The sequence below is a fragment of the Streptomyces sp. NBC_01268 genome (assembly GCF_036240795.1).
Lineage (GTDB): Bacteria > Actinomycetota > Actinomycetes > Streptomycetales > Streptomycetaceae > Streptomyces.
Genome location: NZ_CP108454.1, coordinates 7,485,176 through 7,498,487, shown reverse-complemented (window position 1 = coordinate 7,498,487; position 13,312 = coordinate 7,485,176). Strand labels below are relative to the sequence as shown.

Below are 13,312 nucleotides of genomic sequence, written 5' to 3'. Positions count from 1 at the left end.
GCTTGCCATGGCGCCATTCTGGTGCCACTATGGTGCACATGGACCTGACCCCCTTCGTCGATCACCTCCGCCGAGAGCTCGCGGTCGCCGCGAGCGCCGGCGGGGACGAGGCCCGCGCCCTGGCCGAGCGGCTGACCGCGCCGCTGGAGTCGGCCGCCCGGCTGACCCTGCTGAACGCGCTGTCCGCGGCCTCGGACGAGATCACCCGCGACCTCGCCCCGGGCTCGGTGGACGTGCGGCTGCGGGGGCTCGACCCCGAGTTCGTGGTGACGGCACCGCCGGCCACCGAGAACATCGCCGTGGAGCCCGCGAGCCTGACGACACCGATGGCGCCACCCGTGGCGCCGATGGCGCCAGTGGCGCCATCCCTGGCGGACGGCGAGGACGGGGCCACGGCCCGGATCAACTTCCGGCTCCCGGCACCGCTGAAGGCCCGCGTCGAGGAGGCGGCCGGCCGCGACGGCCTGTCCGTCAACGCGTGGCTCGTGCGGGCGGTGGGCGCCGCCCTGGAGCCGGGGGCCGCCCCGGCCAGGCCGACCCCGCGCCCCTCGGGTCACGGACAGAGCTACCAGGGCTGGGTCCGCTAGCAGCAGCCCCCGACCCTCCCCCACGCACAGCGCCCCACCTGCGGAAACACCCACCAGAGTCAAGAGGACGGGACAGCCATGCCTTCTTACGAGACCCCCGAGCCCATCACCGCGGTCCTCGAGTTCGAGGTCGCCAACGTGCGGCTCACCGCGAGCAAGCGCGGGACCACGGTCGTCGAGGTGCAGCCGAGCAACGGCGCCGACGACGCCGACGCCCGGGCCGCCCAGCAGACCACGGTCGGGTACGCCAACGGTGTCCTGAGCCTCAAGGGCCCCAAGAAGCGCGGCCTGTTCGGCAGGCAGGGCTCGATCGACGTGACGGTCGAACTCCCCGCCGGCTCCCACCTGCGCAGCACCGCGCCCATGGGCGACTACGTCGCGGAGGGACCGCTCGGCGAGTGCCGGATCAAGGTCTCGTTCGGCGACATCCGGATCGACGAGGCCGCCGCCGTGAGCCTGCGCACCGGCTTCGGTGACATCCGGATCGACCGGGCCGTGGGCGACGCCGAGATCCACGGCGCCGGCCGCGTCGACATCGGCGAGATCGACGGAGCCGCGACCGTCAAGAACGGGAACGGCGAGACCGTGATCGGCGAGATCACCGGCGACCTCAAGGCCAACGCGTCCAACGGGCGCATCACCATCGGCGTCGCGCACGCCTCCGTCGACGCCAAGTCCGCCAACGGCGCCATCGGCGTGCAGCAGGTGGCCCGCGGTGTGATCAACCTCCAGACCGCCGTCGGCGACCTGGAGGTCGGCATCCGCGCGTCCACCGCCGCCTGGCTCGACGCGCACTCCAAGTTCGGCACGCTCCGCAACTCCCTCGACGCCGCCGACAACCCCGGCACCTCCGACGAGACCGTCGAGATCCACGCCCGTACCAGCGTCGGCGACATCGTGATCCGCCGCGCCTGACCTCCCCGGAAGGGAGAGCGCAGCCCATGACCGCGACCACCACGGACAGGGCCGGCACCACGGCCCCGCCCGCCATCTCCGCTCTCGGCCTGCACAAGTCGTACGGCGACAAGATCGTCCTCGACGGCATCGACCTCACCATCCCCGAGGGCTCGGTCTTCGCCCTCCTCGGCCCCAACGGGGCCGGCAAGACCACCACCGTCGAGATCCTCTCGACGCTCGTCCGGCCCGACGCCGGGCGGGCCAGGATCGCCGGCCACGACCTCGCCGAACGGCCCGACGGCGTCCGCGCCGCGATCGGCGTCACCGGCCAGTTCGCCGCCGTCGACAACCTCCTGACCGCGGAGGAGAACCTCCACCTGATGGCGGACCTGCGGCACCTTCCCCGGCCCGAGGGCCGTCGCCGGGCCGCCGCGCTCCTGGAGCGGTTCGAACTCGCCGAGGCCGCCCGCAAGCCGGTCTCCACCCTCTCCGGCGGCATGCGCCGCAAGCTGGACCTGGCGATGACCCTGGTCGGCGACCCCCGGATCATCTTCCTCGACGAACCGACCACCGGGCTCGACCCGCGCAGCCGGCGCACCATGTGGGAGATCATCCGCGGGCTGGTCGCCGACGACGGCGTCACCATCTTCCTGACCACCCAGTACCTGGAGGAGGCCGACCAGCTCGCCGACCGCATCGCCGTCCTCGACAAGGGCCGGCTGGTCGCCGAGGGCACCCCGGACGAGCTGAAGGCCCTGATACCCGGCGGACACATCCGGCTGCGCTTCGGCTCCGTCGCCGAACTCGACGCCGCCGCCCGTCACTTCGGCGCCGCCGCCCGCGACCCCGAGGAGCTCACCCTCCGCATCGCCGGCGACGGCACCCTGCCGACCCTGCGGGCCGTCCTCGACGTCCTCGACGGCGCGGCGCTGGCCGCCGAGTCCCTCACCGTGCACACGCCCGACCTCGACGACGTCTTCCTGACCCTCACCGGTCACGGGACGCCCGACTCCACGACGGAGATGGCCCGATGAGCACCCTCACGTACGCGGTCAGCGACTCCCTGACCATGCTGCGACGCAACCTCAAGCACGCGCAGCGCTACCCGTCGATGACGATCTCCACCGTCATCATGCCCGTGATGATGCTGCTGCTGTTCAACTACGCCTTCGGCGGGGCCATCGGCGCCGGGATCTCCGGCGCCGGGATCTCCGGCGCCGGAGGCGGCGCCTACATCGACTACGTCGCGCCCGGCATCATCCTGATGGCCGCCACCGCCGGCGCGGTCGCCACGGCGGTCGGCGTCTGCGTCGACATGACCGAGGGCATCGTCAACCGCTTCCGCACGATGTCGATATCCCGCGCCGCGTTCCTCACCGGGCACGTCGTCGGCAGCGTCATCCAGACCCTGATCGCCGTCGCCCTGGTCATCGGCGTCGCCCTCGCCATCGGCTTCCGGCCCAACGCCTCACCCGTCGAATGGCTCGCCGCCATCGGCCTGCTGACCGTGCTCATCCTCGCCCTGACCTGGCTCGCCGCCGGAATGGGCCTGGTGGCCAGGACCCCGGAGTCGGCCAGCAACGCGCCCCTGCCGCTGACCTTCCTGCCCTTCCTCGGCAGCGCCATCGTCCCGACCGACTCCATGCCCACCGGACTGCGCTGGTTCGCCGAGTACCAGCCCTTCACCCCGGTCATCGAGACCCTTCGCGGACTCCTGATGGGCACGGAGATCGGCACCAGCGGATACCTCGCCCTGGCCTGGTGCCTCGGTCTCACCCTCGCCGGCTACCTCTGGGCCCGCTCCGCCTTCAGCCGCACGGCCAGGCGCTGACCCCGGCCCTCGCGCTCACGGATCCGTGAAGCCCACCTCCGAACGATCGGCGCGAACGGGACCTCGAACGGACGCCCCGCACTGAACGCCCCGCGTCGAACAGGCCCCTGACCTCACGGGCCCTCCGCCGGACGAGCCGAGCGTCGAACGGCCGGGTGACACCCTCCCCGGCCCCGCCCCGACAGGCCTTCCGGCCGCCGCGGTCCACTTCCACTCAGCACACCGCTCCCGCGCCGCACCCTGCCTCGCGCGCCGCCGGGACGCCCCGTGCTGCCCGCACGCACTCGCCCGAGACCCTCCTCACCCGACAGGACCCACCTCCGTGGCTACCTTCCTCTCCCGGCTCGGCCGCTTCGCCTTCCGAAGGCGTGGCCTGGTCGTCCTGCTCTGGCTCCTCGCCCTGGTCGGCGTGGGCTTCGCCGCCTCGACCGCCCCGCCCCCTCCCGCCGACACCTTCTCGATGCCGGGTACGGAGTCCCAGAAGGCCTTCGACCTGCTCCAGGAGAAGTTCCCGGCCGCCCGCGCCGACGGCGCCGCCGCACGGGTCGTCGTCCGCGCCCCGGGCTCCGAGCACCTCACCTCGCCCGAGCGCCGGGCCCAGGTCCTCAAGCTCGTCGCCGACCTGGCCAAGGCGCCCCAAGTGAGCGCCGTCGCCGACCCGTTCACGACGAGCGCGGTGAGCTCCGACCGTACGACCGGCTATGCGTACGTCACGTACGGCGCCTCCGCCACGGAGCTCACCGACGCGGCCCACGACGGGCTCGCCCGGGCCATGGAGCGGGCCCGCGACGCGGGGCTCGTCGTCGAGGCCGGTGGCGACGCCGTCAAGATCGAGCAGGCGATGAGCGGTACGGGCGAGAAGCTGGGCATCCTCGTCTCCGCCGTGGTCCTGCTGCTCACCTTCGGTTCGCTCGTCGCCGCCGGCATGCCCCTGCTGACGGCCGTCATCGGCGTCGGCATCGGCATCGGCGCCATCACCGCGCTCGGCAGCACCCTCGGTCTGTCGTCCACGACCTCGACGCTCGCGATGATGATCGGCCTCGCCGTCGGCATCGACTACGCCCTGTTCATCGTCTCCCGCTACCGTTCCGAGATCGCCGAGGGGCGGGAGCGTGCGGACGCCGCCGCCCGCGCCGTGGGCACCGCCGGTTCGGCCGTCGTCTTCGCCGGCCTCACCGTGATCATCGCCCTCTCCGGGCTCGCGGTGGTGAACGTCCCGATGCTCACCAAGATGGGCCTCACCGCCGCCGGTACCGTGGCCGTGGCCGTGCTCGTCGCGATCACCTTCGTCCCCGCCCTCCTCGGCTTCGCCCCGGTCAAGGTGCTCGCCCGCCTCGATCGCAAGCGGCACACCGGCAAGGCCCTGTCACGGCGTCAGCAGCGCAAGGCCGACCGGCGCGCCGCCCGCACCAAGCCCAACCTGGGAGCCCGCTGGGCCGGCCTCGTGCTGCGCCACCCGGTCGCCGTGCTGCTGGTCGGCGTCCTGGGCCTCGGCGCGGTCGCCGTACCGGCCGCGAGCCTCGAACTGGGGCTGCCGGGCGAGGGCACCATGGCCCCGGACACCACCCAGCGCAAGGCGTACGACCTGTTGTCGGACTCCTTCGGCCCCGGCTTCAACGGGCCGCTGACGGTCACCGTCGAGGCGAAGGACGCGAAGGCGGCGGCGGAGCGGGTGCGGACGGCGCTCGAAGACGTCCGGGGCGTCGCGGACGTCTCCCCGGTGACGGCGAATCAGGCCGGCGACACGGCCCTGCTGACGGTCGTCCCCGAGACCGGCCCGACCGAGGCCAGGACCGAGGACCTGGTGCGCTCCCTGCGCGACGCGGCGGGCGGTCTGGAGACCCGGGCGGGCGCCACCGAGATCCTGGTGGCCGGCCAGACCGCGATGTTCATCGACTTCTCCCAAACCCTCGACGACGCCCTGCTCCCCTACCTGGCGCTCGTGGTCGGCCTGGCCTTCCTCCTGCTCATGCTGGTCTTCCGCTCCGTGCTCGTCCCGCTCAAGGCCGCGCTGGGCTTCCTCCTGTCGGTGAGCGCCGCCCTCGGCGCCGTCGTCGCCGTCTTCCAATGGGGCTGGCTCGCCGACCTGTTCGGCGTCGACCACCCCGGCCCGGTGATGAGCACCCTGCCGATCTTCATGATCGGCGTGGTCTTCGGCCTGGCGATGGACTACGAGGTCTTCCTCGTGTCCCGGATGCGCGAGGCGTACGTCCACGGCGCCCGCCCCGGCGAGGCGGTCGTGACCGGCTTCCGCTACGGCGGCCGGGTCGTCAGCGCGGCCGCGATCATCATGACCAGCGTCTTCTCCGGATTCGTCCTGGAGGATAATGATTTTGTGAAGATGATCGGATTCGGCCTCGCCGCCGCCGTGCTCTTCGACGCCTTCGTGGTCCGCATGGCGATCGTCCCCGCCCTCTTCGCCCTGCTGGGCAGGTCCGCCTGGTGGCTGCCCCGCTGGCTCGACCGACTCCTGCCGAACCTCGACGTCGAGGGCGAGCGGCTCGCCCGCGCCGACGGGACCGTGCCGGGGAACACCCCGCGGGAGCGGCACCTCGTGGGCTGACCGCGTGTCACGCGGCGTCGGCGGCCTTGCGCGGCCGGGCGTGGGTCTCTAGTCTCTCCCGCGCAATGGTTAGGAACATTTCCTAACCATTGCGGGTCCGCTCGGGCCCGTACCCGATCCACCCCCCACTGGTGCACCACTTCCCCCGAGGACGCCCGATGTCACAGGCACATCAGCACCGTTCCACGCACCGCACCTCCCGATGGCACCGCCCCCTCGCGGGTCTCGCCGTCGCCGCCACCGCCCTCACGGGGATCGCCGCGCTCGGCCCCACCGCGGGCGCGGCCGCGGCGGCCGGCCCCTCCGTCCCGTTCGGCAGCCACACCAAGCCGTACGCCGCCGGGACCCTGAAGCCCTCCGGCGCGCAGACCACACTCGACCAGAAGGTCGTCGACTACTACAACAAATGGAAATCGGCCTTCGTCCGCCAGAATTGCGGCCACGGCTGGTACCAGGTGATCTCGCCCGACGCGGACCATCCGTACGTCGGCGAGGCACAGGGCTACGGCATGGTCATCGCCGCGACGATGGCCGGGGCGGACCCGGACGCGAAGAAGATCTTCGACGGTCTGACGAAGTGGATGATCGACCACCCGTCGTCGATCAACAAGGACCTGCTCGCCGCCGAACAGGACAGCTCCTGCAAGAGCGTCGACGGGAGCGACGCCGCCACCGACGGCGACCTGGACGTCGCCTACGGGCTGCTGCTCGCGGACCGGCAGTGGGGCAGCTCGGGCACGTACGACTACAAGGCGCTGGCCCTCAAGCACATCGCCGCGATCAAGAAGGACGAGCTGAACCCGTCCACCAACCTGCTGAAGCTGGGCGACTGGAGCAGCAAGGGCGACGAGTACTACAACGTCTCCCGCACCTCGGACTGGATGGCCGACCACTTCCGCGCCTTCCGCGCGGCGACCGGCGACGCCGCCTGGGACACCGTCCGCACCGCCCACCAGAACCAGATCGCGAACCTGCAGTCCTCGTACGCCCCGAACACCGGTCTGCTGCCCGACTTCGTCGTCAACACGAACACCACGCCCAAGCCGGCCCCCGGCAAGGTCCTGGAGCACGCGAACGACGGCGCCTACTGGTGGAACGCCTGCCGCACGCCGTGGCGGATCGCGGACGACGCGGTGACCAGCGGGGACGCCAAGTCCCTCGCGGCGGCCCGCAAGTTGAACGGCTGGATCAAGGGCAAGACCGGCGGCGACCCGAAGAAGATCGGCATCGGGTACAAGCTGAACGGGACGCAGATCTCCTCGGGCAGCGAGGCCGCCTACTTCGCCCCGTTCACGCTCGCGGCCATGACCGACCCGGGCAGCCAGGCTTGGCTCGACGCACTGTGGAACCGGATGCTGGCGACGCCGGTCGACACCAGCAGCTACTTCTCCGCGAGCATCCAGCTCCAGGTCATGATCACGGCGTCCGGGAACCACTGGGTCCCGTAGCGGCGCGCACCCCGGGCGACACGCGCCGCCGCCTGCAGGGCGCGTGCCCGTCCGGGGTGCCAGGCTGGGGCCCTGGGGGGCACCGCACCTGCGAAGGGAACACCCCGTGATCACCACCGACTTCTCCCCCGGCTCCCCCTGCTGGCTCGACCTGGGCACCCCCGACGTCCCGGCCGCCGCGGCCTTCTACCGGACCGTGTTCGGCTGGGACTACGAGGCCATGGGCGGCGCCGAGGACGCCGGGGGTTCCGCGGAGGCCGAGGACTTCGAGGGCGGCATGTTCCGGAAGGACGGCAAGATCGTCGCCGGGCTCGGCAAGCTGACCGAGAAGGGCGCCCGCTCGGCGTGGATGATCTACTACAGCGTCGCCGACGCCGATGCCACGACCCAGGCGGTCGAGAAGGCCGGCGGCACGGTCCGGGTGCCCCCGATGGACCTCGACGAGTGGGGCCGGATGGCGCAGTACAGCGACCCCCTGGGAGGCCAGTTCGCCGTCTGGCAGCCGGGCACGAACAAGGGCGTCGACCTCGTGGACGAGCCGGGCTCGCTGTCCTGGACCGAGCTGTACACCAGTGACGCCGCCGCGGCCCGGGAGTTCTACGGCTCCGTCCTCGGCTGGTGGTACAGCGACATGGAGATGCCGGGCGGCGAGGGCACGTACACCCTCATCACGCCCGCCGGGCTCCCCGCGGAACGCATGCACGGCGGCCTCCTCCAGCTGCCCTCGGACCAGCTCGCCCTCACGGGCGGACGCCCGTACTGGCACCCGGTGTTCGCCGTGGCGGACTGCGACGCCACGGTCGCCCAGGTCACCGGGAACGGCGGTTCCGTGCAGATGGGGCCGGCCGACATGCCGGGCGTGGGCAGGCTGGCCGTCTGTCTCGACCCGGCGAACGCGGACTTCGTCGTCCTGGCACCCGAAGCGGGCTGAGCCCGCCCGCCCCGGGCAGCGCCCCGACCCGCTACCGTACCGACGAGTAGGGGCGGGGCCGCCGCCCCGGAGTCTCCGGCGACGAGGGGTGAGGGCGATGGAACGGCAGCGGAGCCTGGAAGAGAGCACGGTGATCGAGGCGCCGCCGGCGACCGTCTACCGGCTCGTGTCGGATCTGCGGAACATGGGGCGTTGGAGTCCGGAGTGCCGCTCCGTGTGGGTGCTGTCGGGGACGCCGGCGCGGTCCGGGACGCGTTTCGTGGGATTCAACCGGCGCGGTCCGTTCGTCTGGTTCACGCTGGGCCGGGTGGTCGAGGCGCGGCAGGACCGCGCGTTCACCTTCGACGTCGGCGTCTTCGGGCTGCCGATCGCCCGCTGGGGCTACCGCTTCGAAGCGCAGGGCACGGGCACCCGCGTCACCGAGTTCTGGCAGGACCTGCGGTCCGGCGGGCCCCGGGGCAAGGTCGCCGACCTTCTCGGCACGGTCTTCGCCGGCACCCACCCGGCCCGCCGGATCGCCCTCAACCGGGCGGGGATGCGCGCCACCCTGGCCGCGATCGCGAGGACCGCGGCCCTGTGACGCGTCCGGGGGTGTGAGGGCCGCTCGGCGGCCCCGTCCCGGCCGGGCGGCCTGACCCGGCCCCGCGCCCATGCCCCTCGGCCGGCCCCCGGCCGGTCGCCTACTGCCAGTCGTCCCAGGGCGGGTCGATCTCGTCCTCGTCGAACGGGGGCTCCTCGTCCGGGTCGAAGCCGGGCTTGTCGTCCTGCGGCGCGGGGCGGCTCGCCCGGGTGGCTCCGGCGGCCACGGCCGCCGGAGCCTTGGCGGCGACCGGAGCCGCGGCAGGCTCGGCGGCGGACGGACCGGGGACGGGGCCGGTGTGCTCGGCGAGGGCTTCGAGGACGCCCTGCCCGTACTTGGTGAGCTTGGCCTCGCCGACGCCGCCGACGGTGCCCAGCTCCTCGATCGTGCCGGGCAGCCGGGTCGCGATCTCCCGCAGCGTCGCGTCGTGGAAGACGACGTACGCCGGGACTCCCTGCTCGCGGGCGGCGGCGGCGCGCCAGGCGCGAAGGGCCTCGAAGACCGGCACGGCGGCGGCCGGCAGGTCGACGGGCACCCGGGCGCCCTTGCCGGAGCGGGAGCCGGATTCCTTGCGGGAGGGTGCGGCCGGGGCCTTCTCCTTCCGCATGAGGACGCTGCGGCGGCCGCCGAGGACCTCGCCGCTGCCGTCCGTGAGGACGAGCGTCCCGTAGTCGCCCTCCACGGCGAGCAGCCCCTGGGCCAGCAGCTGGCGCACGACGCCCCGCCACTCCGCCGTGCTCAGATCGGCGCCGATGCCGAACACGGTGAGGGTGTCGTGGTCGAACTGGATGACCTTGGCCGTCTTCTTGCCCTGCAGGATGTCGATGATCTGGCCGGCGCCGAACTTCTGGCGCCGCTCCTTGGCCAGCCGCCACACCGTGGACAGCAGCTTCTGTGCGGCGACCGTGCCGTCCCAGGACTCGGCCGGGGTCAGACAGGTGTCGCAGTTGCCGCACGGCTCGCCCTGCTGCCCGAAGTAGGCCAGGAGCCGGACGCGGCGGCAGTCGACGGTCTCGCAGAGCGCGAGCATGGCGTCCAGGTGCGCCGCCAGGGAGCGGCGGTGGGCCTCGTCGCCCTCGGAGCCGTCGATGAGCTTGCGCTGCTGGACGACGTCCTGCAGTCCGTACGCGAGCCACGCCGTCGCCGGCGCCCCGTCGCGTCCGGCGCGACCGGTCTCCTGGTAGTAGCCCTCGACGGACTTCGGCAGGTCCAGGTGGGCCACGAAGCGCACGTCGGGCTTGTCGATGCCCATGCCGAAGGCGATCGTGGCGACGACCACGACGCCGTCCTCGCGCAGGAAGCGCGACTGGTTGGCGGCCCTCGTGGCGGCGTCCATGCCCGCGTGGTACGGCACGGCGTCGACGCCGTTCTCCACGAGGAAGGCGGCGGTCTTCTCCACCGAGGACCGGGACAGGCAGTAGACGACGCCCGCGTCCCCGTCGTGCTCGGTGCGGATCAGCTCCAGGACCTGCTTGAGCGCGTTGTTCTTCGGGGCGATGCGGTACTGGATGTTCGGCCGGTCGAAGCTGGCGACGAAGTGCCGGGCCTCCTGCAGTCCGAGCCGGCCGGCGATCTCGGCGTGGGTGGCCTCGGTGGCCGTGGCCGTGAGCGCGATCCGGGGCACCTTGGGCCAGCGCTCGTGGAGCATCGACAGAGCGAGGTAGTCGGGCCGGAAGTCGTGGCCCCACTGGGCGACGCAGTGGGCCTCGTCGATCGCGAAGAGCGAGATCTTGCCCCGGTCGAGCAGCCGCTGCATGCCCTCGGTGCGCAGCCGCTCGGGTGCCAGGTAGAGGATGTCGAGCTCGTCGGCGAGGAAGGCCCGCTCGACCTCCTGCCGCTGGTAGCCGTCCTGCGTCGAGTTGAGGAAGCCGGCTCGCACCCCGAGCGCGGTGAGCGCGTCCACCTGATCCTGCATCAGCGCGATGAGCGGGGAGATCACCACGCCCGTGCCTTCTCTGACGAGTGCCGGGATCTGGTAGCAGAGCGACTTGCCGCCGCCGGTGGGCATCAGCACGAGGGCGTCGCCGCCTGCGACGACCTGCTCGATGATCTCTTCCTGCTCGCCGCGGAAGGAGCCGTAACCGAAGACGCGGTGCAGCACCCGCAGGGCGTCGGAGGTCTCGGGGGAAGCGTCGGTGAGGGCCATTCGAAAAGCCTAGCCGCCCGGACGGACACCCTTGGCCGAGCCGCCGCAACCTGTGGACAACTCCGGAGCCGAGGAGTCCGGATCGACACCCCGACATCGCCCGGTAACAGCGTTACCCCGAGTCTGGTAACAGCGTTACCCATCCAATACAGTGTTACCCATGAGCACGCCGTATCAGGATGCCCAGCGCGCCGGCCAGGACGCCGTGCGCACCACGATCCTCGACCGCTCCATCGATCTGCTCGTCTCGGAAGGGCCCGCCGCGCTGACGATGCGGCGGATCGCCGCCGACATCGGCGCGTCGACCAAGGTCCTCTACACCATGTTCGGCGGGAAGGAGGGACTGATCGACGCCCTCTACCGCGAGGGCTTCGCCCGCCTGCGCCGCGCGCAGGAGGCGGTGCCCCGGGACGGCGACCCACTGGCCCACCTCACCCGGCTCGGGCAGGCCTACCGGGCGCACGCCCTGGCCGAGCCGGCCTACTACCGGGTGATGTTCGAGCAGCCGGTACCGGACTTCCACCCGAGCCCGGAGGCCCTCTCCGTCGCCGAGGGCGCCTTCGAGACCTCCGCCGCCGCCGTCGGCGCCTGCATGGCGGCCGGGGTCTTCCGACCCGGCGACGCCCGGGAGCTGTCGAAGCTGCTCTGGGCCGCCTCGCACGGCGCGGTGAGCCTGGAGATCGGCGGCCACTTCACCCCGGAGGAGGCCGGCCCCCGCTACGACGCCCTGATGGCGGCGGTGGGCCGGGCCTTCCTCTCCGGGGTGCCGGGAGCCGGGACCGAGCCGGGTTCCCCTGCCGGGGCCGAGCCCCCGGCGGCGCCCGACGCCCGGACCCGGCCCCCTGCCGCCTCCGCGGCCGAGCCCCTCCCCCGTACGTCCGCCGACGGCGAAGGACGGCCCGCGTGACCATCGAACGACGTCAGCGCAACCGCTACCTCTCCGGGCGCTTCGCCCCCGTCACCGAGGAGGTCACCGCCCACGACCTGCCCGTCACGGGACGGCTCCCGGCCCACCTCGACGGCCGCTACTTACGCAACGGCCCCAACCCGCTGGGCGTCGAGGACCCCGCCGCGCACCTGTGGACCCTCGGTGCGGGCATGGTCCACGGCGTGCGGATCAGGGGCGGGCGCGCGGAGTGGTACCGCAACCGCTGGGTCCGTTCGGGTGCCGTCGCCGACCGGCTCGGCGAGCGCCGCCGTGGCACGCCGGTCGACGAGCGCCTGGACATCTCGCCGAACGTGCAGGTCGCGGGCCTGGCCGGGCGCACCTTCGCGCTCCTCGAAGGCGGCATCCGTCCGTACGAGCTCGACTACGAGCTGGAGACGGTGGGCCCGTGCGCCCTGGGGGCGACCCCGCAGGGGTACAGCGCGAACGCCCACTGCGTCCACGACCCGCACACCGGCGAACTGCACGCGCTCGCCTTCCTGTACGGCTCCGACGACGTCCAGCACATCGTGATGGACGCCACGGGCGCGGTGCGGCGCACGACGACCGTGCGGGTGCCCGGCAATCCGTACATGCACGACTTCGCGCTCACCGAGCATCACGTCCTGATCTTCGACTCGCCCGTGGTCTTCAGCCCGGCCCACCTGGCGACCGGGGTCCCGTTCGCCTGGGACGAGCGGCGCGGGGCGCGGGTGGGCGTCATGCCGCGCGAGGGCGGGCCGGTGCGCTGGTCCGACCTCGCGCCCGGACTGGTGGGGCACACCCTCAACGCGTACGAGCGGGTCGGCGCGGGCGGCCCGGAGATCGTCGTGGACGTCGTACGGCACGGGGAGGGCTTCGACATCCGGGACGTCGGGGCGAGCCGGCCCACGCTGGACCGCTGGACGATCGACCTCACCACCGGCCGCGTGCGGGAGGACCGGCTGGACGACCGGGTCCAGGAGTTCCCGCGCGTCGACTCCCGGCGCACGGGTCGCCCCCACCGCTTCGGCTACACCGCCGCCGTCGAGCTGTACGCGGCGCCCGCCGGCCCGGAGGACGCCCGTCCCGAGGAGGGCTTCAGCAACGCCCTGCTCAAGCACGACCTGCTCCAGGGGACCACACAGGCGCACGAGTTCGGGCGGGACGGGACCGTCGGGGAGGGGGTCTTCGTCCCGGCGGAGTCACCGTCGGCGGAGGACGACGGCTACGTCATGGCCTACGTCTTCTCCCCCGAGCGGGGCGCGAGCGACCTGGTGATCCTGTCCGCCCAGGACTTCACCGGAGAGCCCCTGGCCCGGATCCACCTGCCGGTCCGGGTCCCGCTCGGACTGCACGGCAACTGGGTCCCGGGCGACGAGTCGACGGCGGCCGCGGCACCCGCCCGCTGATCCGGGGGCCGCT

The 13,312-nt window shown here is 72.7% G+C and carries 11 protein-coding genes; 10 read left to right on the top strand and 1 reads right to left on the bottom strand.

Annotated elements, in window-relative coordinates; all coding sequences use genetic code 11:
• Positions 1-38 precede the first annotated feature (38 nt).
• The 8 genes from OG309_RS33720 to OG309_RS33685 all read left to right on the top strand — a co-directional run bounded on the left by OG309_RS33720 (position 39) and on the right by OG309_RS33685 (position 8,837).
• Entirely contained in the window at positions 39-587 is a 549-nt protein-coding gene (locus OG309_RS33720) for a hypothetical protein (RefSeq protein ID WP_329426753.1), read from the top strand.
• 78 nt (positions 588-665) lie between these two features.
• Positions 666-1,502 carry a DUF4097 family beta strand repeat-containing protein gene (locus tag OG309_RS33715; protein WP_329426750.1) on the top strand — a complete coding sequence of 279 codons (837 nt, stop codon included), beginning with the start codon at positions 666-668 and terminating at the stop codon, positions 1,500-1,502.
• 26 nt (positions 1,503-1,528) lie between these two features.
• A complete protein-coding gene (locus OG309_RS33710; RefSeq protein ID WP_329426749.1) occupies positions 1,529-2,518 on the top strand; it encodes an ATP-binding cassette domain-containing protein in 990 nt (329 codons plus the stop codon).
• Positions 2,515-3,315: an ABC transporter permease gene (locus OG309_RS33705; protein WP_329426747.1), complete on the top strand. Its 801-nt coding sequence runs from the start codon at positions 2,515-2,517 to the stop codon at positions 3,313-3,315. The genes OG309_RS33710 and OG309_RS33705 overlap by 4 nt, the downstream gene beginning before the upstream one ends.
• 322 nt (positions 3,316-3,637) lie before the next feature.
• Positions 3,638-5,878 (top strand): MMPL family transporter, encoded by a 2,241-nt coding sequence (locus OG309_RS33700; protein ID WP_329426745.1) that lies wholly within the window; start codon positions 3,638-3,640, stop codon positions 5,876-5,878.
• 158 nt (positions 5,879-6,036) lie between these two features.
• Positions 6,037-7,326 carry a glycosyl hydrolase family 8 gene (locus OG309_RS33695; RefSeq protein ID WP_329426743.1) on the top strand — a complete coding sequence of 430 codons (1,290 nt, stop codon included), beginning with the start codon at positions 6,037-6,039 and terminating at the stop codon, positions 7,324-7,326.
• Positions 7,327-7,432: 106 nt separating this feature from the next.
• Positions 7,433-8,257: a VOC family protein gene (locus tag OG309_RS33690; protein ID WP_329426741.1), complete on the top strand. Its 825-nt coding sequence runs from the start codon at positions 7,433-7,435 to the stop codon at positions 8,255-8,257.
• 97 nt (positions 8,258-8,354) lie between these two features.
• A complete protein-coding gene (locus tag OG309_RS33685) occupies positions 8,355-8,837 on the top strand; it encodes an SRPBCC family protein (RefSeq protein ID WP_329426739.1) in 483 nt (160 codons plus the stop codon).
• A 100-nt stretch (positions 8,838-8,937) separates the two neighbouring features.
• On the opposite strand, the gene recQ is transcribed toward OG309_RS33685, so the two are convergent.
• On the bottom strand, positions 8,938-10,983 hold the full coding sequence (gene recQ, locus OG309_RS33680; RefSeq protein WP_329426736.1) for a DNA helicase RecQ: 2,046 nt from the start codon (positions 10,981-10,983) through the stop codon (positions 8,938-8,940).
• Between the two features lie 160 nt (positions 10,984-11,143).
• Between recQ and OG309_RS33675 the strand changes: the two genes are divergently transcribed.
• Entirely contained in the window at positions 11,144-11,890 is a 747-nt protein-coding gene (locus OG309_RS33675) for a TetR/AcrR family transcriptional regulator (protein WP_329426734.1), read from the top strand.
• Positions 11,887-13,299 carry a carotenoid oxygenase family protein gene (locus OG309_RS33670; RefSeq protein WP_329426732.1) on the top strand — a complete coding sequence of 471 codons (1,413 nt, stop codon included), beginning with the start codon at positions 11,887-11,889 and terminating at the stop codon, positions 13,297-13,299. Before OG309_RS33675 ends, OG309_RS33670 begins: the two co-directional genes overlap by 4 nt.
• The last annotated feature ends 13 nt before the right edge of the window (positions 13,300-13,312 follow it).

What these genes read in the sequence shown, in the direction of transcription:
- OG309_RS33685 (WP_329426739.1), top strand. Translation starts at nt 8,355, where the DNA reads ATGGAACGGCAGCGGAGCCTGGAAGAGAGCACGGTGATCGAGGCGCCG.
- recQ (WP_329426736.1), bottom strand. Translation starts at nt 10,983, where the DNA reads ATGGCCCTCACCGACGCTTCCCCCGAGACCTCCGACGCCCTGCGGGTG.
- OG309_RS33720 (WP_329426753.1), top strand. Translation starts at nt 39, where the DNA reads ATGGACCTGACCCCCTTCGTCGATCACCTCCGCCGAGAGCTCGCGGTC.
- OG309_RS33705 (WP_329426747.1), top strand. Translation starts at nt 2,515, where the DNA reads ATGAGCACCCTCACGTACGCGGTCAGCGACTCCCTGACCATGCTGCGA.
- OG309_RS33695 (WP_329426743.1), top strand. Translation starts at nt 6,037, where the DNA reads ATGTCACAGGCACATCAGCACCGTTCCACGCACCGCACCTCCCGATGG.
- OG309_RS33715 (WP_329426750.1), top strand. Translation starts at nt 666, where the DNA reads ATGCCTTCTTACGAGACCCCCGAGCCCATCACCGCGGTCCTCGAGTTC.
- OG309_RS33710 (WP_329426749.1), top strand. Translation starts at nt 1,529, where the DNA reads ATGACCGCGACCACCACGGACAGGGCCGGCACCACGGCCCCGCCCGCC.
- OG309_RS33675 (WP_329426734.1), top strand. Translation starts at nt 11,144, where the DNA reads ATGAGCACGCCGTATCAGGATGCCCAGCGCGCCGGCCAGGACGCCGTG.